The following is a 22,935-nucleotide window of genomic DNA, read 5'->3' on the forward strand; positions in this document are numbered from 1 at the left end:
CAGATTCTCCCTTGCTCGGCATGATGCCATGCTACGCCGAGTTCGGCGATGCGGATCACCGACGCCCAGCGTGCCGAACGGTTCCCACGCGAGGGGGTAATTCCGAAGCGTTATAAACACTTTCGGGCATATTTGTTCCGTGACTGTACCCATTTTGCAACGCAACATTGCTGCACTGTTACAGTACAGGGACGAACAAACCGGCTGGCACCGTGCGCGGCTGCGCGCTAGAGGCACGCCCATGACCCAGATCACGCCCGAGATCGTCGCCGAGCACGGCCTGTCCCCTGAGGAATATGAGCGCGTCCTGCACGCGATGGGACGCGAACCCAACCTGACCGAGCTCGGCATCTTCTCGGTCATGTGGTCCGAGCATTGCAGCTATAAATCCAGCCGCATCCACCTGAAGAAGCTGCCGACCACCGGCCGCCAGGTCATCTGCGGTCCGGGCGAGAATGCCGGCGTGATCGATATCGGTGACGGGCAGGCAGCGATCTTCAAGATGGAGAGCCACAACCACCCGTCGTACATCGAACCCTATCAGGGCGCGGCGACGGGCGTCGGCGGCATCCTGCGCGATGTGTTTACCATGGGCGCGCGGCCGATCGCCAACCTGAACGCGCTGCGCTTCGGCCGGCCCGATCATCCGAAGATGCGCCACCTGATCGCGGGCGTGGTCCATGGCATCGGCGGCTATGGCAACTGCGTCGGTGTGCCGACCGTGGGCGGCGAGGTGAATTTCCACCCGGCCTATGACGGCAACATCCTCGTCAACGCGATGACGGTCGGCATCGCCGACACCGACAAGATCTTCTATTCGGCCGCGTCGGGCATCGGCAATCCGATCGTCTATGTCGGGTCGAAGACCGGCCGCGACGGCATCCATGGCGCGACCATGGCCTCGGCCGATTTCGGCGAGGATGCCGAGGAAAAGCGACCGACCGTGCAGGTCGGCGACCCCTTCACCGAAAAGCTGCTGATCGAGGCGTGCCTCGAACTCATGGCCTCCGACGCGATCGTCGCGATCCAGGACATGGGTGCGGCGGGCCTCACCTCCTCCTCGGTCGAAATGGCGTCGAAGGGCGGCGTGGGCATCGAACTGGTGATGGACGACGTGCCGCAGCGCGAACGTGGCATGACCCCGTACGAGATGATGCTGTCGGAAAGCCAGGAGCGGATGCTCATGGTGCTGAAGCCCGGCCGCGAAGACTTCGCCAAGGCGATTTTCGACAAATGGGAACTGGACTTCGCGGTCATCGGCCATGTCACCGATACCGGCCGCATGGTGCTGAAGTGGCAGGGCGATGTCGTCGCCGACATTCCGCTCGCCCCGCTGGCCGACGACGCGCCGCTCTATGATCGGCCGCATGTCCCGACGCCCAAGCCCGCCGAGCTGACCAATGTGCCGACCTGCGCCAATCCGGCCGCCGATCTGCTGACGCTGATGGGGTCGCCCGACATCGCGTCGCGCCGGTGGATCTGGGAGCAGTACGACCACATGGTCGGCGCCGACACCGTGCAGCGCCCCGGCGGCGATGCGGCGGTCGTGCGCGTCCATGGGACGCAGAAGGCGCTGGCGATGACCACCGACTGCACCCCGCGCTATTGCTTCGCCGATCCGGTCGAGGGCGGGAAACAGGCGATCGCCGAGGCGTATCGCAACCTGACCGCGGTCGGCGCGACGCCGCTGGCGGTCACCAACTGCCTGAACTTCGCCAATCCGCAGCGCCCCGAGATTATGGGCCAGATCGTCGGCTGCCTGGAGGGGATGAGCGAGGCGTGCCGCGCGCTCGACTTCCCGATCGTGTCGGGCAACGTGTCGCTCTACAATGAATCGAAGGCGACCGGCGGCGGCTCGGCGATCCTGCCGACCCCGGCGATCGGCGGCGTAGGCCTGCTGGCCGATTGGCAGAAGTCGGCGACGATCGCGTTCAAGCAGACCGGCGACATCATCCTGCGCGTCGGCGACCGCACCGGGTCGCTCGGGCAATCGCTGTGGCTGCGCGAACTGCATGGCCGCGAGGAAGGCCCGCCGCCGCCGGTCGATCTCGACGCCGAACGCAGCACCGGCGGCTACATCCGCCAGGCGATCCTGTCGGGCAAGATCACCGCCTGCCACGATGTGTCAGACGGCGGCGTCGCGGTGACCGTGGCCGAAATGGCGCTGGCCGGGAATGTCGGCGCGATCCTCGATCGCAAGCTGCCGTTCGACGATATCGCCCGCTCGCTCTTTGCCGAGGATCAGGGCGTCTACATCGTCACCGTCCACGACCATGCGCTGCTCGAATTCCTGCAGGGCGCGGAAAAGGCCGGGGTCGATGCCGAACCGATCGGCCGCACCATCGGCAGCCGGATCATCTTCGAACTGAACGACGGCGACTTCGCCGTGTCGCTGGCCGACCTGCGCACCGCGCACGAAGGCTTCTTCCCCGCACTGATGGACGCCGACGCGGCACTCGCCTGAGACCGCTTCCCCCTGCCCGCGCGATCGGGCAGGGGTTTGCCATGACCGACCCCCGCCCTGCCGCCGACCGCATCGTCACGCTGGACGTGGTGCGCGGGGTGGCAGTGATCGGTATCCTGTTCGTCAACATCCTCAGCTTCGCGCTGCCCGATACCGCGCGGCTCAACCCCTATGCATGGGGGATGCAGGGTCCGGTGGACCTGTGGGCCTATTTCGCGACGATGGTCGCGTTCGACGGCAAGATGCGCGGGCTGTTCTCGTTCCTGTTCGGGGCATCGCTGCTGCTGGTGGTCGATCGGGCCGAAGCGGCGGGCGCGGACCCGGCAGCGGTGCATTATCGGCGGATGGGCTGGCTGTTCGTGCTGGGGCTGGCCCATGCCACGCTGCTGTGGTCGGGCGACATCCTGATGCATTACGCGCTGGTCGGATCGGTCGCGTACGGCTTCCGCCACCATGGCCCGCGCCGCCTGATCGCGTTCGGCTGCGGCTGTGCGGCGGTGACGTGGCTGTTCCTCGGCATGATCGCCGTGTCCTATCTCGCGATGCAGGCCGCCGGCACGCCTGCCGCCGCACAGGGCCTGCGTGACTTCGACAACGGCTTCGGCATCCCTGCCCCGGCGGTGCTGGCGCAGGAAATCGCGCTGTTTCGCGGCGGCTATGCCGGCATCCTGCGGCATAATGGCGCGGAGGTCGCGACGACGCTCTACAACGTCTTCTTCATCGGGTTCGAGACGCTCGGCTATATGCTGTGGGGCATGGCCGCCCTGCGCAGCGGCATGCTGACCGGCGCATGGTCTGCCGCACGCCTGCGCCGCTGGGCGATCCTCGGCATCGCGATCGGCGGCGCGGGCTATGCCGCGTTGACCGCATGGATGATCGCGCGGGGGATCGATGCCGGCACCGTCCTGATCGGCCCGTTCGCGCTGACGCCACCACTGCGCGCGGTCATGATCCCGGCCTATGCCGCCGCGATCCTGCTGCTGGCCGGGCATGGCGGCGCGATCGCGCGGCGCTTTGCGGCGGTCGGACAGATGGCGCTCAGCAACTACCTCCTGACCACGTTCGCCATGTGCCTCGTCTTCTATGGCTGGGGGTTCGGCCAGTTCGCCCGGTGGCCGCGCGCCACGCTCTACGGGCCGGTGCTGGCGATGGGCGTGCTGATGCTGCTGTGGTCGCAACCGTGGCTCGGGCGCTATCGCTATGGCCCGTTCGAATGGCTGTGGCGCTCGCTTGCCCGGTGGGAATTGCAACCGCTTCGCAAGGCGCCGCTGACTCCAGCAGCTGCGAATCACCCGCAATAGTTCTTGCGAACGAGTGTCATTACCACTATAGCTTGCCTCGTCAGAGCGAGGGCGAGACACATGGTCGTATGCGTTTGTAATGCCATCCGGGAACGCGACGTACGCGAAGCCGCGCGGGGCGGTGCGAGCAGCGCCTGCCAGGCGTACCGGGCGCTGGGCTGCCAGGCGAAATGCGGGCAGTGCGTGCCGTTCGCGCGAGCCATTATCGATGCGGAGCGCGCGGCTGCATAGCGTTCGCAGGTTTCGAAACCCGCAGAAATCCGCCACTTTTCCGCTGTCGTTACATCGCCAAACTGCGTAAGAGCCGTCCATCTCCACGATAAGGACGAACGACGTGAAGGGCGACGCCAAGGTCATCGAATTTCTCAACGAATCGCTGAAGAACGAGCTGACGGCGGTCAACCAATATTGGTTGCACTACCGCCTGCTCGACCATTGGGGCGTCTACAAGCTCGCCCAGTTCGAGCGTCATGAATCGATCGACGAAATGAAGCATGCCGACCGTCTGGCGGAACGCATCCTGTTCCTCGACGGCCTGCCCAACTTCCAGCTGCTCGGCCGCCTGCGCGTCGGCGAAACGGTCGAGGAAGTGTTGAAGGCCGATCTCGCGATCGAGGTCGAGGCGGTGGCCCAGCTGCGCGAAGCGGTCGCCTATTGCGAGAGCATCCGCGATTTCGTCAGCCGCGACCTGTTCGCCGAAATCCTGTCGAACGAGGAAGAGCATGTCGACACGCTCGAAACCCAGTTCGAGATGATCGAGCGGATGGGCATCCAGAACTACATCCAGCTCAATTCGGTCGCCGAGCTCGATAAGCACGGCTGATCCCGACCGCCACCGGCCGCACCGTGCGGCCGGTGGCACCCGACATCACAACGCGACCGGACGCTTTCCAAAGCCGGTCGGGCGACGAACGGCCAGCGGATTGGTATCGCGGTCGAGCATGGCCAGCGTCGCTTCGAACGTCGGGCGCAGCCGGGCGACATGCTCCAGCGCCTCGGTCGGCACATCGCGGGTTTCGACGCATTTGCGGGCGATCACCTCGATCCCCTCGGCGAGATCGGCCAGCGTCTCCGCGCCGAACTGGCGCGATTCGCCCTTCAGCGTGTGTGCGGGCAGCACCATCGTCGCCGCGTTCTGATCGCGCATCGCCGCCTCGATCCCCCGCACCGACTTGATGCCGTCTTCCTTGAAATATCCGAGAATGCGGACGAAATTCCCGCCAAGTTCAACCCGTGCCGCGGCCAGCACGCGCTGATCGATCAATCCATCGTTCATTCCAGCCGCCCCCGTCCTGCTGCGTCACGCCGCGTCTGGCGCCGTACCTCCGACCCTATCGCCCGCGCCGTAAACAAGATGTTTATAAGGGCAGTCGGAGGCGACGATTTCAGCTGAGCAGCAGTCCGGCCAGCGCCGCCGACATCAGGTTCGCCAGGCTGCCGGCGATCAGCGCACGGATGCCGAGCTTCGCGATCATCGGCCGCTGGTTGGGCGCGAGGCTACCGGTCACCGCCATCTGGATCGCGATCGACGAGAAATTGGCGAAGCCGCACAGCGCGAAGGTGATGATCGCGATCGTCCGCGTCGACAGCTGCGCGCCGGCTTCGCCGAGCGAGATGTACGCGACGAATTCGTTCAGCACGACCTTCTGCCCGAACAGCCCGCCGGCGATTCCCGCCTCGTTCCACGGCACGTTCAGCAGGTACATGACGGGGGCAAAGACATAGCCGAGCAGCCGCTGGAAGCTGAGGTCGGCAACCCCGAACCAGTTGCCGATCCCGCCGAGCAGCCCGTTGGCCAGCGCCACCAGCGCGACGAACGCCAGCACCATCGCGCCGACCGCCACCGCCAGCTTGACGCCGGTCTGCGCGCCCTGCGCCGCCGCCATGATGAGGTTCGCCGGGCGTTCCTCGTCATGCGTCGCCTCGGCCAGCGCGATCGCCTCCGCCTCGCGGTCGTCGCCCAGCGGCAGTTCGCCCGCCGGCGGTTCGGGCGTATCGGGCATGATGATCTTGGCCATCAGGATGCCGCCCGGCGCCGCCATGAAGCTGGCCGCCAGCAGGAAATCGATGCGGATGCCCATCGACGCATAGGCCGCGAGGATCGTCCCCGCGACGCCCGCCATGCCGCTGGTCATCACCGTGAACAGCTGCGCCGGCGTGAGGCCGGCAAGATAGGGACGGATGACCAGCGGCGATTCGCTCTGCCCGACGAAGATGTTGGCGGCGGCGCACAGCGACTCGACCTTGCTGACGCCGATCACCTTTTCGATGCCGCCGCCGATCCAGCGCACGACCAGCTGCATGATCCCCAGATAATAGAGGATCGACACCAGCGACGCGAAGAAGATGATGACCGGCAGCGCGGCGATGGCGAAGCTCTGTCCGCCGATGTCCGGCCGGGCGAGCGGCCCGAACAGGAACGAGGTGCCGGCATTGGCATAGGCCAGCAGGTTGGCGACACCGCCCGACAGGAACCCCAGCACGCCCTTGCCCCATGGTGTATAGAGCACCAGCACCGCGATCCCGACCTGCAGCGCAAACGCCGCGCCGACGACGCGCAGCCGGATGGCGCGGCGGTTGGTCGACAATGCGACGGCAATCCCCAGAATCACGATGATGCCGGCGATGCCGACCAGAAAACGAGTCATGTTGAACGCTTACCCTGCCCCGCCGCCCGCCCCGGACGGCCCAAACCGTCGTGACATGCCATGCCGCCGCCCGTGACGCCAGCGGCGACAAACGCTTTTGCCATTGCGGATTTTCGGGACTAGCAAGGGCCATGACGACACCCGCACCGCCTGCGCCCGCGACGATCACCATTCCCCGCGCGCTGTTCATCTTCTCGATCTTCTATGGCGGCATGGTCTGCATCGCCGGCGTGCTGGGCAACAAGCAGGTGGCGATCGGCCCGCTGGCGGTGGAGGCGGGCATCTTCGCCTTCCTGCTGCTGGTCGTGGTGTCAAGCGCCATCGCCGAACTCTATGGGCCGCAGCGGGCCAAGCATCTGGTGTGGTTCGGCTTCGTGCCGCTTATCACGTCGATGGTCCTGTCGTGGATTGTCTGGGCGCTTCCGGCATCCGCCGACATGCTGCCGGTGAACCGCGATGCCATTCAGGTCATCCTTGGCGCGACATGGCGCATCTGGGGCGCGGGGATCATCGCCTATGGCGTATCGCAGACGCTTAACGTCACGATCTTCGGCTGGCTGAAACGCGGATCGGGCAAGCTGCTGTGGCTGCGCGCCGCCATCGCCAGCGTGCTGTCGCAGATCGTCGATACGCTGATCTTCGTGACGGTCGCCTTTTACGGCGTGTTTCCGATCGGGCAGCTGGTGGTCGGGCAGATGCTGACCAAGGTCATCCTGTCGATCGTGCTGGTCCCGCCGCTCATCTATGCGTTCGTCGGGCTGGGGCGGCGACTGGATCGGGGCAGGTAACAGCATACTACCCATGCCGCCCCTCCGGCGCTAAAGCGCGGCCATGACCAACGCTCCCGATCCGAAGATGCTCGCCAAGGCGGAAACGCTGACCGAGGCGCTGCCCTATCTGCAACGCTATGCCGGTCGCACCTTCGTGGTGAAATATGGCGGGCACGCGATGGGCGATCCCGAGCTGGCGCGCGATTTCGCCGAGGATGTCGTGCTGCTGAAGCAGGTCGGGATCAACCCCGTCGTCGTCCATGGCGGCGGGCCGCAGATCGGCGCGATGCTGAAGCGCCTGGGCGTCGAATCGCGTTTCGTCGATGGCCTGCGCGTCACCGACGCCGCAACGGCCGAGGTTGCCGAGATGGTGCTGGCGGGCAAGATCAACAAGGAAATCGTCGCGTGGATCGCGGCGGCCGGCGGCAAGGCAGTCGGCATTTCGGGCAAGGACGCGCGCCTCGTCACCGCCGAAAAGGTCGGGCGCAGCGAACCCGACCGGGCGCAGGGGATCGAACGCCATGTCGACCTGGGCTTCGTCGGCACGCCGGTCGCGGTCGATCCGACGATCCTGCACAGCCTGGCGCGCGACGGCTTCATTCCCGTGGTCGCCCCGGTCGCGCTGGGCGCGGATGGCGAAACCTACAACATCAACGCCGACACCATGGCCGGGTCGATCGCCGGCGCGATGGGCGCGTCGCGCTTCTTCCTGCTGACCGATGTCGCAGGCGTGCTCGACAAGACCGGCGAGCTGCTGACCGACCTCGACGCCACGCGCATCGCCGAGTTGAAGGCCGACGGCACGATCAAGGGCGGCATGATCCCGAAGGTCGAGACCTGCGTGGCGGCGGTCGCGCAGGGCGTCGACGCGGCGGTCATCCTCGACGGGCGGGTGCCGCACGCCATGCTGCTCGAAATCTTTACCGAACAGGGCGCAGGCACGCTCGTCCACGCCTGAGGGTTGGACGGGGGCGGCAGCATCCCTATAGTCGCTGCCTGTTGCACGAAAGGCTGATGCGTTGAACGTCCTGCTCGATATTATCCAGGTGCTGCTGAACGTCCTGTGGTGGATCATCGTCGCCCAGGCGATCCTGTCGATCCTGATCGCGTTCAACGTCATCAACACCCATAACGACTTCATCCGCTCGCTCTATCGCGGGCTGATGACCGTGACCGAGCCGGTCTATCGCCCGATCCGGCGCATCCTGCCCGATTTCGGCGCGCTGGATTTCGCGCCGTTCGTGGTGCTGGTGCTGATCGGCATCCTGCAGGGCATCATCCTGCCGGCGATCTATCGCGCGACGGTCGCGACGTTCATCTAAGGTTTGGTCGACGCGCAGCGATACCTGCTGAGTTTCGTCATTCCCGCGAAGGCGAGAATCCATAGCCGCCGCCATCTCGGCTGAATCGGCACGGCTGGCGCATATGGACTCCCGCCTGCGCGAGAGTGACGATTGGGATGGACCGGTCGTGCTGTATCCGGTGAACGAAGTACCGATCGAACCCTAAGCCTTGGTCGGGCTGACGAACACATCCTCAATCGCCAGCTCGAACAGCTCGGCGATGCGAAAAGCGAGCGGCAGCGACGGGTCGTAGCGGCCGGTTTCGATCGCGTTGACGCTCTGGCGCGACACCTCCAACCGCTCGGCCAGATGCTGCTGCGACCAGCCCCGCTCGGCGCGCAGGTTTTTCAGGTGGTTGTTCATTCGGCCGGGTTCGTCAGCCGGGCGTGGAGCGCCATCGCACACTGGCTGATCCCCATCGCCCCGCACCAGAAGGGGAATACGAGGAACGTCGGCGGATGCCCGACCACGCCGTTATTTTCCAGAAACCCCCAGATCGTCGTCGCGGCGAGCAGCAACCCGGTCCCGCCGAGCATCGCCATCACCAGCCGGTTGCGGATGAACTCGTCGCGCTCCTCGCGCAGATACATGCCCATCACGACGATGACGCCGACCAGCGGAATCGCGGGCAGCACCGACATCAGCCCCAACGTCGCGCCGCCGATCGACCCGTGGCGTTGCGCCGCGCTGACCCCGATCAGGATCACGGCATAGGAAACCATGAGCGGCATGAACCGCTGCAGGTAACGTCGTTGCGCCATATTGCGTCGGTCCATGTCAGCGTCCTCCACAGTTTGTGAAGGACGCTTTACATGACAAGCTCGCTTTACGTCAAGCGTCCTTTACCGCGTCGGTACCGGCTCCGCGCCCGTATAATCGTAGAAACCGCGCTTGACCTTGCGCCCATACCAGCCGGCCTCAACATATTTGACCAGCAGCGGGGCGGGGCGAAACTTGGGGTCGCCGGTCCCTTCGAACAGGACGCGGGTGATCTCCAGACAGGTGTCCAGTCCGATGAAATCGGCCAGCGTGAACGGCCCCATCGGATGATTCAGCCCCAGCGTGCACGCCGCATCGATATCGGGGATGGTCGCCACGCCCTCGCCCAGCGCGAAGCATGCCTCGTTCAGCATCGGCATCAGCACGCGGTTGACGATGAAGCCCGGCGCGTCATTGGCATGGACGATCCGCTTGTTCAGGCTCTGGCCGAACGCCTCGACCGCCGCGACCGTCGCGTCGCTGGTGGCAAGGCCGCGGATCAGTTCGATCAGGCCCATCACCGGCACCGGGTTGAAGAAATGCACCCCCATGAAGCGTGCCGGATCGGGTGCCGCCTGCGCCAGCCGCGTGATCGGGATCGACGAGGTGTTGCTGGCGAGGATCGCGGTGTCGGACAGCGCCTTGCCGACGGTTTCGAAGATCTGGCGCTTGATCGCTTCCCGTTCGGTCGCCGCCTCGATCACCAGGTCGCACGGGGCCATCGCCGCCAGGTCGCCGACCGGCGTGATCCGCGCCAACGCCGCATCGGCATCGCCCTGCGTGATCTTTTCCTTCGATACCGCCCGCGCCAGTTGTTTCGCGATGCCGTCCTTGCCGCCCTGTGCGCGGTCGACCGACACGTCGGACAGCAGCACGGCATAGCCGGCCTGTGCCGACACCTGTGCGATGCCCGCCCCCATCTGGCCTGCGCCGATCACGCCAATCGTCTTCATCGTTCGTCCTCTCGATAAACTGCCGTTTCCCGGCTCGAACGCGGCAATAGCGACTTTCGATCATGGGTGCATGCCGGTATCGCACGCGCATGCGCCGTATCCTGCCCCTCGCCCTGCCGCTGACGCTCCTCGCCTGCAACGGCGGCTCGGAGCCGCCCGCGCCCCGGCCCAGCGCATCGCCGACGCCCTCGCCCACCGCCACCACCGACACGGCGACCCCGCCCCGCCCGCTGCCGCTCACAAAATTCGGCAACTGGGCCGCCGGATGCGATAATGGCGGGACGTGCCAGGCGGGATCGCTGATGCCGGAGGACGGCGACGCCCCCGCCCTTACCGTGTCGATCGAGCGCGCCGCCGGCCCCGATGCCCCGGTCGCGATCCGGCTGCGCAGCCAGGAGACGATCGCCCTGCCGCTGACCGCACAGATCGATGGCGAAGCGGTCGCGCGTGGCGGCACGCAACAGGATGACGCCATTACGCTGACCGACGCACCCGCGATGGCGCTCGCCGCAAAGCTGGCGGCGGGCAAGACGCTGACCCTGATCGATGCCAAGGGGCAGCGCGTCGCGCCCCTGTCGCTGCCCGGTGCGTCGGCGGCGCTGCGCTGGATCGACGACCGGCAGGGGCGCGTCGGCACCACCGGCGCGATCGTGGCGCGCGGCACCAGCCCCGACACCCGCCCCGCCCCGCCGGTCCCGGTCGTGCGCGCCGCGACGATCCGGGGCGAGGCGGCGTTGCTCGACCCGCTGCTCATCACCAGCATGCGCAAACAGGCCGAATGCGACGGCGGCGACCTGCCCGACGTCACGACCAAGACGCTGGACGGCCCGCGCACGCTGGCGATCGTGCCCTGTGCCGAAGGGGCGTATAATATCCTGTCCGCGCTGTTCGTGATCGAGCGGGGCGCGGCGGTGCCGGCATCGTTCGACACGCCGGTCGCGGGGGATTCCGATGGCGATCTGGTCTATAACGCGACGTTCGAGGACGGCATTCTCGACACCTTCGCCAAGGGGCGGGGCTTGGGCGATTGCGGCGTGACGCAGCGCTATGCGTGGGACGGCACACGCTTCCGCCTGGTCGAGCAGCGGGTGATGGACGAATGTCGCGGCAATCCCGACTTCATCCGGACGTGGACGGCGCGGGTGATCCGCTAAGTTGCTTCCGTCACCCCGGCCTTGCGCCGTGGTCCCGCTTCTTCTTCTTCGACGGTCGACCAAAAGCGGGACCCCGGATCAAGTCCGGGGTGAGGCAGGGTTTTATCGCGCGCGCCGCAGTACCGCGACCACCGGATAATGGTCCGACGGAAACACATCCCCCCGCCGCGTATCGATCGTCGTCACCCGCACCGGCGCAAAGCCCCTCACGAAAATCCAGTCGATCCGCCGGTCGGGCTTGCCGGTAAAGCCGTGGAACGTCGCCGCCGGCCCGCTGCGCCGATCGGTCGCGGTCCACGCATCGGTCAGATCCTGCGCCAGCCGGCGATGGGTCGGGCTGTCGGGCACGGCGTTGAAATCGCCGGTCAGCACGACCGGCAGGTTGCCCGCGATCCCCGGTATCCGGGCGGCCAGCAGCGCCGCGCCCTTTTCGCGCGCCGCCTCATCCTCCGCGCGATAGGGCAGGTGCGTGTTGAACAGCGCGAACCGCTTGCCGTCGCGCTCACGAAAAACGGCCCAGGTGACCATGCGCGGATAGGGATGGCCCCAGCTGATGCTGCCCGGCACCGCCGGTGTATCCGACAGCCAGAAATTGCCCCAGCGCTCCACCCGCAACCGATCGGCACGGTAGAAGACGCCCATATGCTCGTCCCCGGCCCGCCCGGTGCCGCTGCGCCCGACGCCGATCCAGCGATAGCGCGGCAGGTGCGCAACCAGATCGTCGCCCTGGGCGCGGAACAATTCCTGCGTCCCGATCACGTCCGGGGCCGCGCGTCGGATCGTCGCGGCGGTCAAATCACGGCGCAATTCCCAACGGTTCGCGCCGTCACCCTCGGCGGGCAGGCGGATGTTGAGGCTCATGACGGTCAGGTCGCGGGCCAGCGCCGGCACCGCCGCCGCCAACGCCGCGATCGTCAGCAGGAACCGGATCACGGCGCGATCGGCATCTTTCGCGCTTCGGCAAGGATCACGCAGAACGCACCATCGCCACCGCACCATTGCTGCAACGGGGTCCACCCGCCGCTGCGCAACAACAGCCGTGCATCGCGGTCGCCATATTTGTGGCTGTTCTCGGTATGGATCGTCTCGCCGTCGTGCAGCGCGAACGACCGTCCATCGACCGAGAATTCCACGTCGCGGGTGGCGCGCAGGTGCATCTCGATCCGCGCGGCATCGTCGTTCCAGCGCGCTTCGTGCACAAAGGCATCGACCGGCACCGTCCCGGCCAGCTCGCGGTTGATCCGGTCGAGCAGGTTCAGGTTGAACGCCGCCGTCACGCCCGCCGCATCGTCATAGGCGGCGACCAGCGTGCCCTCATCCTTGATCCGGTCGATCCCGATCAGCAGCATCGCCCCCTCGCCCAGCCAGTCGCGCATCGCGCGCAGCAGCGTGCCGGCGGCCAGCGGCTCCATGTTGCCGATGGTCGATCCGGGGAAGAAGCCGAGCTTGGGCAGGTCGGCAACTTCGGCCGGCAGCGGCACCGGATGCATGAAGTCCGCTTCGACCGGCAGCACCGGCAGTCCGGGGAATTGCGCAGCCAGCACCGCCGACGACGACCGCAGGAACTCGCCCGAAATGTCGATCGGGACATAGGCGGCGGGTTCGATGCAGTTGAGCAGGATCGGCGTCTTGACCGACGATCCCGATCCGAACTCGACCACCGCCACACCTTCGCCGACCGCGCCGACCAGTTCGGGGCAGATCGTCTTCAGGATCGCGGTTTCGGCGCGGGTCGGATAATATTCGGGGAGCGCGGTGATGTCCTCGAACAGCTCCGATCCCTTGCGGTCATAGAACCAGCGCGCCGGAATCGCCTTTTGCGGGAGCGACAGCCCGGCCAGGACATCGGCGCGAAACGCAGGATCGGCACGGGTCGCCATCGGCACATCATCGCTCAGCAGCATCACAGATCCTTCGCAAGGCGGACGCCGGTGAATTGCCAGCGCTGGTGGGGGTAAAAGAAATTGCGGTAGCAGGCACGCGCATGGCCGCGCGGCGTGGCGCAGGAGCTCCCACGCAGCACGAACTGGCCGCTCATGAACTTGCCATTATATTCGCCGACCGCGCCGTCTGCGGTGCGGAAACCCGGATAGGGGCGGTACGCGCTGCCGGTCCATTGCCACACATCGCCGAAGAACGCCGGCCCGCCGGCGGACGGGCGCGGTTCGACCGCATGGGCATGGTCCAGCTGGTTGCCACCCGCCGGGTCGTGGGAAGCGGCGGCGGCTTCCCATTCGAACTCGGTCGGCAGGCGCGCGCCGGCCCAGCTGGCATAGGCGTCCGCCTCGAAGAAGCTGACATGCGTCACCGGCGCGGCCGGATCGATCGCGCGGCGTCCGTCGAGGCCGAAGCGGGTCCATGCCTCGCCGTCCCGCTCCCAATAAAGCGGCGCATGGATGCCGTTCGCCTGCACCCATGCCCAGCCATCGGCCAGCCACAACTGCGCGTCGCGATAGCCGCCGTCGGCGATGAAGGCGGCCCATTCGCCATTGGTGACGGTGCGGTCGGCGATGGCGTGCGGGTGAAGCAGCACGTCGTGGCGCGGCCCCTCGCAATCGAAAGCGAAGCCCTGCCCGCCATGCCCGGCCTGTACGATGCCGCCGCCATGTTCGATCCAGCCGGTCGGCGGCGGCACGGCGACCGGGCGCTTCGGCTCGGGCGCGAACATCGCCGGCTCCAGCGGGTTCTCGCTGAAATGATGGAGGATGTCGGTCAGCAGCAGTTCCTGATGCTGCTCTTCGTGGTTGCAGCCCAGCGCGACCAGTGCCTGCGCATCGGCAGAAAGCGTCGGCAGCGCGGACAGCAGCGCCGCATCCACCGCCGCGCGATAGGCCCGCACTTCGTCGAGGCTGGGGCGGGTGATCATCCCCCGCCGGCCGCGCGCATGGCGGCGCCCTTCGGCCTCGTAATAGCTGTTGAACAGGAACGGAAAGCGTTCGTCGTGGAGCGCATAGCCCGGCACATGGTCGCGCAGGACAAAGGTTTCGAAGAACCAGGTCGTATGCGCCAGATGCCATTTGGCCGGCGACGCATCGTCCATCGACTGCACGGTGGCATCGGCATCCGACAGCGGCTGGGCCAGCGCGTCGGTCAGCGATCGAACGGCGTGATAGCGACGGGCGAGCGGATGGTATGGCCGGTCGGCCGGTGTCGCTCGCATGCTCGTAGCTCCCCTAGGGTGCCGGGCGTGCTCCGCCCGGTACCCACAGAACGTCTCCGCCGGCGCTTTGGTTCACAAGTCGCGCAAAAACGAACAGAAAATCCGACAGCCGGTTCAAATAGCCAAGCAGATGCGGGTTGAGCGCCGCGTCGTGCGACGCCGCCACCGCCGACCGCTCCGCCCGCCGTACGATCGCGCGCGCCAGATGCAACGCGGCGGCCGCCGCCGAACCGCCGGGCAGGATGAAGCTGGTGAGCGGCGACAGGCCGGCATTGGCCCGGTCGATCGCATTTTCCAGCGCGGTCACCTGTTCGGCCACGATGCGCAGCGCGCCGTCGATGGCGGGCGGGGTGGCCAGATCGGCACCCAGGTCGAACAGGTCGTTCTGGATCGTCAGCAGCGTCGCGGCATCGGGATGGTCGCCCAGCGCGGCGATCGCGACGCCCAGCGCCGAATTGGCCTCGTCCACATCGCCGATCGCTTGCATCACGGCGGCGTCCTTCGCCACGCGCGATCCGTCGACCAGCCCGGTGGTCCCGCCGTCCCCGGTGCGGGTATAGATTTTCGTCAGCTTGACCATGAAACGATCAGGTCCGCCCGGCGAGGAACAGCAGCAGGACGACGATCAGGATCGCGATCGCCTGGAACAGCACGCGCGCCTGCATCATCTTGTTCGATTTGATGGCGTGTTCGCTCGGCCCCTCGCCGCGCACCTCCGCGCTGCCCTGCGCAAGGAACGACACGATGCCGCGCACCAGCGCGACGACGACCGCGATCATCGCCGCGATCAGCAACAGGACCAGGAAAGTGTTCATTCGTCGAAGCTAAGCCTTCGCCAGCATAAAGCCAATGGGCAGTCGTCCGCTCCGCAGATCATCGGCGAACCCGCGCCCGTCGACGCCGCCGTCCCGCAGCGCCGCCAGCGTCGGCGCGCCGTTGCGCTTGGCCAGCCGCTGCCCATCCGGCCCCAGCAGCAGCGGATGATGCCGCCACACCGGGACGGGCAGGTCGAGCAGCGCCTGCAACAGCCGATGGACATGGGTCGCGGTGAACAGATCGATGCCGCGCACGACATGGGTCACCCCCTGCACGGCATCGTCGATGGTCACCGCCAGGTGATAGCTGGTCCCGGCATCCTTGCGCGCCAGCACCACATCGCCCTGTGCCAGCGGATCGGCCGCCACCGTGCCCGCCAGTTCATCGGTCCACACCAGCGGCCCGGCCAGCGCCACCGCGCGTGCCATATCGATCCGCCACGCATGCGGCGCACCCAGCCGTGCCGCCGCGACCGCCGGCGGGATCGACCGACAGGTGCCGGGATAGACCGCACCGTCCACGCCATGCGGCGCCGACGCACTCGCCGCGAGTTCGCGGGCGATATCGGCGCGGGTGCAGAAGCAGGGATAGACCAGCCCGGCCGCGCGCAACCGGTCGAGCGCGGCGGCATATAGCGGCATCCGCTGCGACTGGAACACGACCTCCCCGTCCCAATCCAGCCCCAGCCAGCGCAGGTCGGCCAGGATGCCCGCGACATGCTCGGGTCGGCTGCGTGCCCCGTCGATATCCTCGATCCTCAGCAGGAATCGCCCGCCCCCTGCCCGCGCCCGATCATGCGCCGCGATCGCCGCCACCGCGTGCCCCGCGTGCAGCGCACCCGTCGGGCTGGGCGCGAAACGGGTGACGACCGCGCCGGTTTGACTTTGGGTATCGCGCCGTGCTGTCATGTCCGCGTCATCGTTGCCGATCATATCGGCGGCGACGTTTACGCGAGGGGGACTTCATGTACCATCCCGATCGCCTCCGCCATCCCGATGGCTGCCCCGCGCTGGTGCTCAACGCGGACTATACGCCGTTGAGCTATTATCCGCTCAGCGTATGGCCATGGCAGACGGCGGTAAAGGCCGTGTTTCTCGACCGGGTCGACATCGTCGCCCAATATGACCGCGAAGTGTGCAGCCCGACCGCGCGGATCAAGCTGCCCTCGGTCATCGCGCTCAAGCAATATGTGCGGCCGTCGGAGTTTCCGGCCTTCACCCGCTTCAACCTGTTCCTGCGCGACCGGTTCAGCTGCCAATATTGCGGCGCGACCCATGATCTGACCTTCGATCACGTCGTTCCCCGCGCCCAGGGTGGCCGGACGACGTGGGAAAACGTCGCCACCGCCTGTGCGCCGTGCAATCTGCGCAAAGGGGGCCGGACACCGAAACAGGCGGCGATGCCGCTCCATGTCCAGCCGATCCGCCCGACCAGCTGGCAATTGCAGGAACAGGGCCGCCGCTTCCCGCCCAACCACCTGCACGAAACGTGGCACGACTGGCTGTACTGGGATGTCGAGCTGGACGCTTGACCTTCGTCAGCGTTACCCGGCTGCGCATCCGATCGGTGCGCTTCGTGCCGGCGTTCCTGATCGACACATGGCTAAGTGCACGACAGGTGCAGCGGGCAGGCGGCTATCTCGGCGGGCAGGTGCTGGCCGATCGTCGCCACGCCTATTGGACGATGACGGTGTGGGACGATGCAGCAGCGATGCGCGCCTATATGACCGCCGGACCGCACCGCCGCGCCATGCCCAAACTGATGCGCTGGTGCGATCAGGCAAGCATCGTGCACTGGCTACAGGACGATGCGACCCTGCCCGACTGGTCCGAAGCCGATCGCCGGATGCGCGGCGAGGGGCGCGTATCGAAGGTGCATCGTCCGGCGAACGGCCATGATCCGATGACCTTTCCGTCCCCGCGCGTCACTGCTGGCGTTCGCCTGCCGCCACATTCCACGTCACCCCGGACTTGATCCGGGGTCCCGCTTCTTCTTGACGGCCGGAAGGAGCGTCACCCCGGGTCAAGCCCGGGGTGACGCGACAGAGCCTCGCGCCCTACCCGCCCTTCGACGTCAGCGGCGGGGTCTGCTGGTGCTGGACCACCGTCCACACGCCATGCTCGATCCAGCGATAGGTCGAGGTGCAGTAGGCGATGTACGCCTCGCCGCCCTTGTGCGCCTCCGCCTTGTACGCGACGACGATCAGCCCCTCCTGCGGGCGGGCGACCTGCCGCTCGGTCAGCGACACCTGCTCCCAGCGCGGCGTGTCCTTCACCGCGTCGATCGCCTGTCGCCCGGTGAATACGAACGGCGGAGTCGGCAGCACCATCAGGCACGCGTCGTCGACCGATTCCTCGTAATGGGCCGCATCGGCGGTCCACAGGCTTTCCTCGAAATTCCAGATGCGATCGTCGTCCACGGCGATTCTCCTGTCGTTGCGGGCGTTTAGCGTTCAGGCGTCGCGGGGGTTCCGGCCATCGTCCGCCCCGCACCCTCGCCCCGCCGCAAGTTCGCTTGCCGAGGCTGTGTCAGACCGATAATACACGGCCGGTATCATGGCTTACGATCCCCCGTCCCCGCCCTCCGGCCCAGTCGATCCCAGCCGGATCGGGCGCCTGTCGACCCCGCTGACGGGGGACGCGCTGGAGCGGCGCCGGCGGCTGGCCGCGTTCGACGATGCGCTGGCCGATTATGATCGCAGCTTTCCCGGCGCGGGCGACCCGCCGCCGCCGCCCGACACGCCGACGACAACCAAAAAACGTCGCCCCTTACGCTGGTGGCTGCGCTGGATCATGCGCGGCTTCGGCGTCTTCATCCTACTGCTGGTCCTTGCGATCGGCTGGCTGGCGTTCACCGCGCCGCTGTCCAAATCGCTCGAACCACCCGCACCGCCGTCGATCACCCTGTATTCGGCGGAGGGCACGCCGATCGCCGAGCGCGGCGCCAATATCGGCAAGCCGGTCGACGCGACGAAGCTGCCCGCGCATGTCACCGAAGCGTTCATGGCGATCGAGGACCGACGCTTCCGCACCCATTGGGGCATCGATCCGCGCGGCATTGCCCGTGCGATGTGGACCAATACCGCGGCGGGCGGCGTGCGACAGGGTGCCAGCACGATCACGCAGCAGCTGGCGAAGAATGCGTTCCTCGATTCGGACCGGACTGCCGCGCGCAAGATTCGCGAAGTGCTGATCGCATTCTGGCTGGAGGCTTGGCTGACCAAGGACGAGATCATGTCCCGGTACCTGTCCAACGCCTATTTCGGCGACAATGCCTACGGCCTCGATGCCGCCGCGCGCCATTATTTCAGCCGCGCGCCCAAGGACCTGACCGTCGGGCAGGCGGCGATGCTGGCCGGGCTGGTCAAGGCCCCCTCGCGCCTCGCCCCGACCGGCAACCTGAAGGGCGCGCGCGCCCGGCAGGCGGTGGTCGTCGGCGCGATGGAAGCCGCCGGCTATCTCACCCCGGCAGAGGCGGATCGGGTAAAGCCCGCCGTGCTGCGCGTGACCGACAACAGCACGCTACCGTCGGGCACCTATTTCGCCGACTGGGTGCTGCCGCAGGCGCGTGACCGCGAGGGCGGTGTCGGCGCGGATCGCAAGGTCACGACGACGCTGGAAATCCGCATGCAGCGCGCCGCCGAGCGCGCGGTGCGCAACGCCGGGCTGAAGCAGACCCAGGTCGCGATCGTCGCGATGCGCCCCGACGGGCGCGTCATCGCGATGGTCGGCGGCAAGAACTACGCCGACAGCCCGTTCAATCGCGCGGTACAGGCGCGGCGGCAGCCGGGGTCGACCTTCAAGCTGTTCGTCTACCTCGCCGCGCTCCGGTCGGGCCTGACCCCGCAGAGCCAGGTGCTCGACGAACCGGTCACCATCGGCGAATGGAGCCCCAAGAACAGCGACGGCCGCTATCAGGGGACGATCACCCTAGAACGCGCGTTCCAGCGGTCGAGCAACGTGGCCGCTGCCCGGCTGACCAAGGAAGTCGGCGTCAAGAACGTCATCCGCGCCGCCCGCGACCTCGGCATCACCACGCCGATCGCCAACGAAGCGTCGATTGCACTAGGCACCTCGACCACCTCGCTGCTCGAACTGACCAGCGCTTATGCCGCGATCGCGGCGGGCGAGGCCCCGGTGATCCCGCGTGGCCTTGCCGAACAGGACGAACCGAGCTGGCTCGACCGGCTGCGGTCGAGCAGGCGGAGCCTGTCGCGTGACGAACTGGAGGGGATGCGCACGCTGCTCGCCGCATCGATCCGCCAGGGGACCGGCGTCGCCGCCAACCTGCCGGTCGAGGCGTTCGGCAAGACCGGCACGACGCAGGACAATCGCGACGCGCTGTTCGTCGGCTATGCCGACGGGATCGTCGCCGGCGTGTGGCTGGGCAACGACAACAACACGCCCAATCCGGGGCTGGCCGGCGGTGGCCTGCCCGCGCGCATCTGGCGCGATTTCATGCGGCAGGCGTTGAACATCCGCGATCCGATCCCGGTCGCCGCGCCCGAACCCGAACCGATCGACAATGCGATCGACGCGGTACAGGACGCGCTGGGCATCCCCGACGAAGGGCCGATGACGGTCGAAGGGCCGGGCTTCGACGTCTCGCTCGACCGCGACGGGCAGGTCCGCTTCGGCCCCAACGACCGCCGCCGCCGCGAGGAGGAACCGGTCCCGCAGGAAGAACGCCGCCCGCCGGAAGAGGATCAGCAATAGCGTTCCGTCCTTCCCGCTTTCGCGGGAGCGACGAACCCCACCCCACGTCACCCCGGGCTTGACCCGGGGTCCCGCTTGTTCTGCTACTGTCGAAGGCAAGCGGGACCGCGGATCAAGTCCGGGGTGACGGAATTCGGAGAATGCCGGCCGCTGCAACGTCCGGTTGACCACTCCTCCCGATCCGCCCAAGGCATTGGCATGCGCTTCTTTTCCGACAATGCCGCCCCCGCCTGCCCCGCCGTCCTGAACGCGATCGTCGCGGCCAACGGACAGGACACCGCCTATGACGGCGATGCGCTCAGCCAGCGGCTCGACGCGCGCTTCGGCGAGCTGTTCGGGTGCGACGTCGCGGTGCTGTGGGTGCCGTCGGGCACGGCGGCGAACTGCCTCGCGCTGACCGCGATGTGCCCGCCGCATGGCGGCATCGTCTGCCACGCGCAAGCGCACATCCAGAATGACGAGGGCGGCGCGCCCGAGTTCTACACGCACGGCGCCAAGCTGATGCTGCTGGAGGGTGACGGCGCCAAGCTCGATGTGCCGACGATCGAGGCGTTCCTGTCGACAATCCGCGACGACGTGCATCAGGTGCAGCCGCATGCCATCTCGATCACCCAGGCGACCGAGGCCGGGCGGGTCTATACCCCGCAGGAGGTCGCCGCGATCGGCGCGCTCGCCCGGACGCGCGGCCTCGGCCTGCACATGGACGGCGCGCGCTTCGCCAATGCCGTGGCGCATCTCGGCTGCTCGCCTGCCGAGGTGACGTGGCAGGCCGGGGTCGACGCGCTGTCGTTCGGCTTCATCAAGAATGGCGGCATGTCGGCGGAGGCGCTGGTGTTCTTTCGGCCCGAGTTGGCGAAGGTTGCGCGCTATCGCCGCAAGCGTGCCGGGCTGCTGGCGTCGAAGGGCCGGTTCCTGGCGGCGCAGTTGCTGGCGATGCTGGACGGGGATGTGTGGCTGGCCAATGCCCGCGCCGCCAACACGGGCGCGTCGATGTTGGCACAGGCAGCGGGCGACCGGCTGGTCGATCCGGTCGAGGCGAACGAAGTGTTCCTGCGCCTGACGGCCGACGAAGCCGCAACCCTGCGCGCGCAAGGCTTTGATTTCTACGACTGGGGCGCAGGCCAGGCGCGGCTGGTGGTGGCATGGGACCAGGATGCGGCAACCGTCGCCCCGCTGGCGCAAGCGATCGCCCGCCTGTGAGCGATACGCCGCGTTCGGCGACCCCGGCGGTCCTGATTCCGTTCGCCATCGTCACCCTGATCTGGGGATCGACCTGGATCGTGATCCGCGACCAGCTGGGCGTGGTGCCGGCGTCGTGGTCGGTGACCTATCGATTCCTGATCGCGGGCGTGACGATGCTGCTCTGGGCATGGCGGCGCGGTGACCGGATCACCCTCGACCGGCGCGGGCTGTTGTTCGCGGCGGGGCTTGGCCTTGCGCAATTCTGCCTGAACTTCAACTTCGTCTACCGCGCCGAACAGTTCGTGACGTCGGGGCTGGTGGCGCTGATGTACGCGCTGCTGATCGTGCCCAATTCGATCCTTGCCCGCATCTTCCTCGGCCAGCGGATGGGGCGGCAATTGCTGGTCGGGTCGGCGATTGCGCTCGGCGGCGTCGCGCTGCTGTTCCTGCACGAAGCGCGCGTCCACCCCGACAATGGCGGCGCGGTGCTGCTGGGCCTCGCCATCGCGCTGGCCGGGGTGTTCGCCGCGTCGGCTGCCAACATCATGCAGGCGACGCCGACCGCCCGCGCCTATCCGATGGTCCCGCTGCTCGGCATCGCCATGCTGATCGGCGCGGCGATCGATGCCAGCTATGCCGCCGCGACGGTCGGGCCGCCGGTGTTCGACTGGCGCTGGGCCTATGTCGGCGGCTTGCTCTACCTCGGCATCGTCGCCTCGGCGGTCGCCTTCACCCTGTATTTCGGGCTGATCCGCGTGATCGGCCCGGCCAAGGCGGCCTATAACGGCGTCATCGTGCCGGTGATCGCGATGCTGTTGTCGACGGTGTTCGAGGGCTATCGCTGGTCGCCGCTCGCCGGGGCCGGGGCGGCGTTGGCGCTCGCCGGGCTGGTCGTGGCGCTCAAGGCGCGCAGGCCGAACCGGTAATCGGGATAGGCGGGACGCCAGCCCAGCACCCGCTTCGCCCGCCCGTTCGCCACCCGCCGGTTCTCGCCGTAGAATGCGCGCGCCATCGGGCTGAGCGTCTCCAGCGGCACGAACGGCGGCGGCGGCAGGCCCAGCAGCGCCGCGGCATAGACGACGACATCGTTCTGCGGCGCGGGGCAATCGTCGGACAGGTTATAGGCACCCGCCGGCCCCGACAGCCCGCGCGCGACCCCCTCGGCGATATCGGCGACATGGACCCGGCTGAACACCTGTCCGGGGCTGTCGACGCGGTGCGCTTCGCCCGCCGCCACCCGTTCGAGCGGCGATCGGCCGGGACCGTAGATACCGGGCAGGCGAAACACCCGCGCGCCCAGCGCCAGCCACGCGGCATCGGCTTCGTTGCGGTTCATCCGGCGACCGGCGATCGGCGCGCTCTCATCGACCCAGCCGCCACCGGCATCGCCGTACACGCCGGTCGACGACAGATAGGCGAGCGTACGCCCAGCCAGCAGGTCGCGATAGTCGCGGAGCACCGGGTCGCCGTCCTTGTCGGGCGGCACGCTGGACAGGATCGCGGTCGCCTGCCGCGCCTCGAACGCCACACGGTCGCGGTCGGCAAAGGCGATGGTGCCGTCCCGCCCGTCGCGGGTGGTGCCGACGACGCGCCAGCCATGCGGCGCCAGCCGCGCGGCGATGGCGCGCGAGGCGTATCCCAGCCCGAAGATCAGGAGGCGCATCGGACTA

Annotated in this window: 26 protein-coding genes; 13 read left to right on the plus strand and 13 right to left on the minus strand. The window is 67.5% G+C overall.

The window, feature by feature from the left end; all coding sequences use genetic code 11:
• The first annotated feature begins 241 nt into the window (after positions 1-241).
• From purL to bfr, 4 genes are all read left to right on the plus strand, one after another.
• Positions 242-2,464, plus strand: coding sequence for a phosphoribosylformylglycinamidine synthase subunit PurL (gene purL, locus ASE67_RS13875; RefSeq protein WP_055762498.1), 2,223 nt, complete (start codon positions 242-244; stop codon positions 2,462-2,464).
• Between the two features lie 41 nt (positions 2,465-2,505).
• Entirely contained in the window at positions 2,506-3,765 is a 1,260-nt protein-coding gene (locus tag ASE67_RS13880; protein ID WP_055762501.1) for a DUF418 domain-containing protein, read from the plus strand.
• A gap of 60 nt (positions 3,766-3,825) precedes the next feature.
• Positions 3,826-3,996, plus strand: coding sequence for a (2Fe-2S)-binding protein (locus tag ASE67_RS17815; RefSeq protein ID WP_082443370.1), 171 nt, complete (start codon positions 3,826-3,828; stop codon positions 3,994-3,996).
• Positions 3,997-4,099: 103 nt separating this feature from the next.
• Complete coding sequence (gene bfr, locus ASE67_RS13885) at positions 4,100-4,588, plus strand: bacterioferritin (protein WP_055762504.1); 489 nt, start codon at positions 4,100-4,102, stop codon at positions 4,586-4,588.
• A gap of 45 nt (positions 4,589-4,633) precedes the next feature.
• On the opposite strand, the gene ASE67_RS13890 is transcribed toward bfr, so the two are convergent.
• Entirely contained in the window at positions 4,634-5,041 is a 408-nt protein-coding gene (locus ASE67_RS13890; RefSeq protein ID WP_055762508.1) for an Hpt domain-containing protein, read from the minus strand.
• A 109-nt stretch (positions 5,042-5,150) separates the two neighbouring features.
• On the minus strand, positions 5,151-6,413 hold the full coding sequence (locus ASE67_RS13895) for a NupC/NupG family nucleoside CNT transporter (RefSeq protein WP_055762512.1): 1,263 nt from the start codon (positions 6,411-6,413) through the stop codon (positions 5,151-5,153).
• A gap of 131 nt (positions 6,414-6,544) precedes the next feature.
• On the opposite strand from ASE67_RS13895, the gene ASE67_RS13900 reads away from it, so the two are divergent.
• The 3 genes from ASE67_RS13900 to ASE67_RS13910 all read left to right on the plus strand — a co-directional run bounded on the left by ASE67_RS13900 (position 6,545) and on the right by ASE67_RS13910 (position 8,505).
• Entirely contained in the window at positions 6,545-7,201 is a 657-nt protein-coding gene (locus tag ASE67_RS13900; RefSeq protein WP_055762514.1) for a queuosine precursor transporter, read from the plus strand.
• A gap of 43 nt (positions 7,202-7,244) precedes the next feature.
• Complete coding sequence (argB, locus tag ASE67_RS13905) at positions 7,245-8,141, plus strand: acetylglutamate kinase (RefSeq protein ID WP_055762517.1); 897 nt, start codon at positions 7,245-7,247, stop codon at positions 8,139-8,141.
• Positions 8,142-8,202: 61 nt separating this feature from the next.
• Positions 8,203-8,505 (plus strand): YggT family protein, encoded by a 303-nt coding sequence (locus ASE67_RS13910; RefSeq protein WP_055762520.1) that lies wholly within the window; start codon positions 8,203-8,205, stop codon positions 8,503-8,505.
• A 183-nt stretch (positions 8,506-8,688) separates the two neighbouring features.
• Here ASE67_RS13910 and ASE67_RS13915 read toward each other — a convergent pair whose 3' ends face one another.
• The 3 genes from ASE67_RS13915 to ASE67_RS13925 all read right to left on the minus strand — a co-directional run bounded on the left by ASE67_RS13915 (position 8,689) and on the right by ASE67_RS13925 (position 10,238).
• On the minus strand, positions 8,689-8,889 hold the full coding sequence (locus tag ASE67_RS13915) for a helix-turn-helix transcriptional regulator (protein ID WP_055762523.1): 201 nt from the start codon (positions 8,887-8,889) through the stop codon (positions 8,689-8,691).
• Positions 8,886-9,302, minus strand: a complete 417-nt coding sequence (locus ASE67_RS13920) for a hypothetical protein (RefSeq protein ID WP_055762526.1) — start codon at positions 9,300-9,302, stop codon at positions 8,886-8,888. Before ASE67_RS13920 ends, ASE67_RS13915 begins: the two co-directional genes overlap by 4 nt.
• A 66-nt stretch (positions 9,303-9,368) precedes the next feature.
• Positions 9,369-10,238, minus strand: a complete 870-nt coding sequence (locus tag ASE67_RS13925) for a 3-hydroxyacyl-CoA dehydrogenase NAD-binding domain-containing protein (RefSeq protein ID WP_055762529.1) — start codon at positions 10,236-10,238, stop codon at positions 9,369-9,371.
• Between the two features lie 89 nt (positions 10,239-10,327).
• On the opposite strand from ASE67_RS13925, the gene ASE67_RS13930 reads away from it, so the two are divergent.
• A complete protein-coding gene (locus ASE67_RS13930; RefSeq protein WP_156348620.1) occupies positions 10,328-11,392 on the plus strand; it encodes a DUF1176 domain-containing protein in 1,065 nt (354 codons plus the stop codon).
• A gap of 102 nt (positions 11,393-11,494) precedes the next feature.
• On the opposite strand, the gene ASE67_RS13935 is transcribed toward ASE67_RS13930, so the two are convergent.
• The 6 genes from ASE67_RS13935 to gluQRS are packed head-to-tail and all read right to left on the minus strand — an operon-like array spanning position 11,495 to position 16,276.
• Positions 11,495-12,325, minus strand: a complete 831-nt coding sequence (locus tag ASE67_RS13935; RefSeq protein ID WP_055762534.1) for an endonuclease/exonuclease/phosphatase family protein — start codon at positions 12,323-12,325, stop codon at positions 11,495-11,497.
• Complete coding sequence (egtD, locus tag ASE67_RS13940) at positions 12,322-13,296, minus strand: L-histidine N(alpha)-methyltransferase (RefSeq protein ID WP_156347761.1); 975 nt, start codon at positions 13,294-13,296, stop codon at positions 12,322-12,324. The genes ASE67_RS13935 and egtD overlap by 4 nt, the downstream gene beginning before the upstream one ends.
• Positions 13,296-14,552, minus strand: a complete 1,257-nt coding sequence (gene egtB / locus ASE67_RS13945; RefSeq protein WP_055762537.1) for an ergothioneine biosynthesis protein EgtB — start codon at positions 14,550-14,552, stop codon at positions 13,296-13,298. The genes egtD and egtB overlap by 1 nt, the downstream gene beginning before the upstream one ends.
• Before the next feature lie 13 nt (positions 14,553-14,565).
• Complete coding sequence (locus ASE67_RS13950) at positions 14,566-15,132, minus strand: cob(I)yrinic acid a,c-diamide adenosyltransferase (protein ID WP_055762540.1); 567 nt, start codon at positions 15,130-15,132, stop codon at positions 14,566-14,568.
• A gap of 7 nt (positions 15,133-15,139) precedes the next feature.
• A complete protein-coding gene (locus ASE67_RS13955; protein WP_055762543.1) occupies positions 15,140-15,367 on the minus strand; it encodes a twin transmembrane helix small protein in 228 nt (75 codons plus the stop codon).
• A gap of 9 nt (positions 15,368-15,376) precedes the next feature.
• Positions 15,377-16,276 carry a tRNA glutamyl-Q(34) synthetase GluQRS gene (gene gluQRS, locus ASE67_RS13960; RefSeq protein ID WP_055762957.1) on the minus strand — a complete coding sequence of 300 codons (900 nt, stop codon included), beginning with the start codon at positions 16,274-16,276 and terminating at the stop codon, positions 15,377-15,379.
• A 56-nt stretch (positions 16,277-16,332) separates the two neighbouring features.
• On the opposite strand from gluQRS, the gene ASE67_RS13965 reads away from it, so the two are divergent.
• Together ASE67_RS13965 and ASE67_RS13970 are read left to right on the plus strand one after the other, a co-directional pair.
• Complete coding sequence (locus ASE67_RS13965) at positions 16,333-16,899, plus strand: HNH endonuclease (protein ID WP_055762546.1); 567 nt, start codon at positions 16,333-16,335, stop codon at positions 16,897-16,899.
• Positions 16,896-17,342, plus strand: coding sequence for a DUF3291 domain-containing protein (locus ASE67_RS13970; RefSeq protein ID WP_055762548.1), 447 nt, complete (start codon positions 16,896-16,898; stop codon positions 17,340-17,342). Before ASE67_RS13965 ends, ASE67_RS13970 begins: the two co-directional genes overlap by 4 nt.
• A gap of 82 nt (positions 17,343-17,424) precedes the next feature.
• Here ASE67_RS13970 and ASE67_RS13975 read toward each other — a convergent pair whose 3' ends face one another.
• Positions 17,425-17,787 (minus strand): hypothetical protein, encoded by a 363-nt coding sequence (locus tag ASE67_RS13975; RefSeq protein ID WP_055762551.1) that lies wholly within the window; start codon positions 17,785-17,787, stop codon positions 17,425-17,427.
• A 136-nt stretch (positions 17,788-17,923) separates the two neighbouring features.
• On the opposite strand from ASE67_RS13975, the gene ASE67_RS13980 reads away from it, so the two are divergent.
• The 3 genes from ASE67_RS13980 (at position 17,924) to ASE67_RS13990 (ending at position 22,191) form a co-directional block, all read left to right on the plus strand.
• The gene (locus ASE67_RS13980) at positions 17,924-20,083 is read left to right on the plus strand and encodes a transglycosylase domain-containing protein (protein ID WP_055762555.1); all 2,160 of its coding nucleotides are present in this window, start codon (positions 17,924-17,926) and stop codon (positions 20,081-20,083) included.
• A gap of 198 nt (positions 20,084-20,281) precedes the next feature.
• Positions 20,282-21,283: a threonine aldolase family protein gene (locus ASE67_RS13985; protein WP_055762558.1), complete on the plus strand. Its 1,002-nt coding sequence runs from the start codon at positions 20,282-20,284 to the stop codon at positions 21,281-21,283.
• On the plus strand, positions 21,280-22,191 hold the full coding sequence (locus tag ASE67_RS13990) for a DMT family transporter (RefSeq protein ID WP_235511915.1): 912 nt from the start codon (positions 21,280-21,282) through the stop codon (positions 22,189-22,191). Before ASE67_RS13985 ends, ASE67_RS13990 begins: the two co-directional genes overlap by 4 nt.
• Here ASE67_RS13990 and ASE67_RS13995 read toward each other — a convergent pair.
• The gene (locus ASE67_RS13995; protein WP_055762564.1) at positions 22,101-22,928 is read right to left on the minus strand and encodes a hypothetical protein; all 828 of its coding nucleotides are present in this window, start codon (positions 22,926-22,928) and stop codon (positions 22,101-22,103) included. The genes ASE67_RS13990 and ASE67_RS13995 overlap by 91 nt on opposite strands.
• Between the last annotated feature and the right edge of the window lie 7 nt (positions 22,929-22,935).

The sequence above is a fragment of the Sphingomonas sp. Leaf23 genome (assembly GCF_001421585.1).
In the GTDB taxonomy this organism is placed as follows: Bacteria; Pseudomonadota; Alphaproteobacteria; order Sphingomonadales; family Sphingomonadaceae; genus Sphingomonas.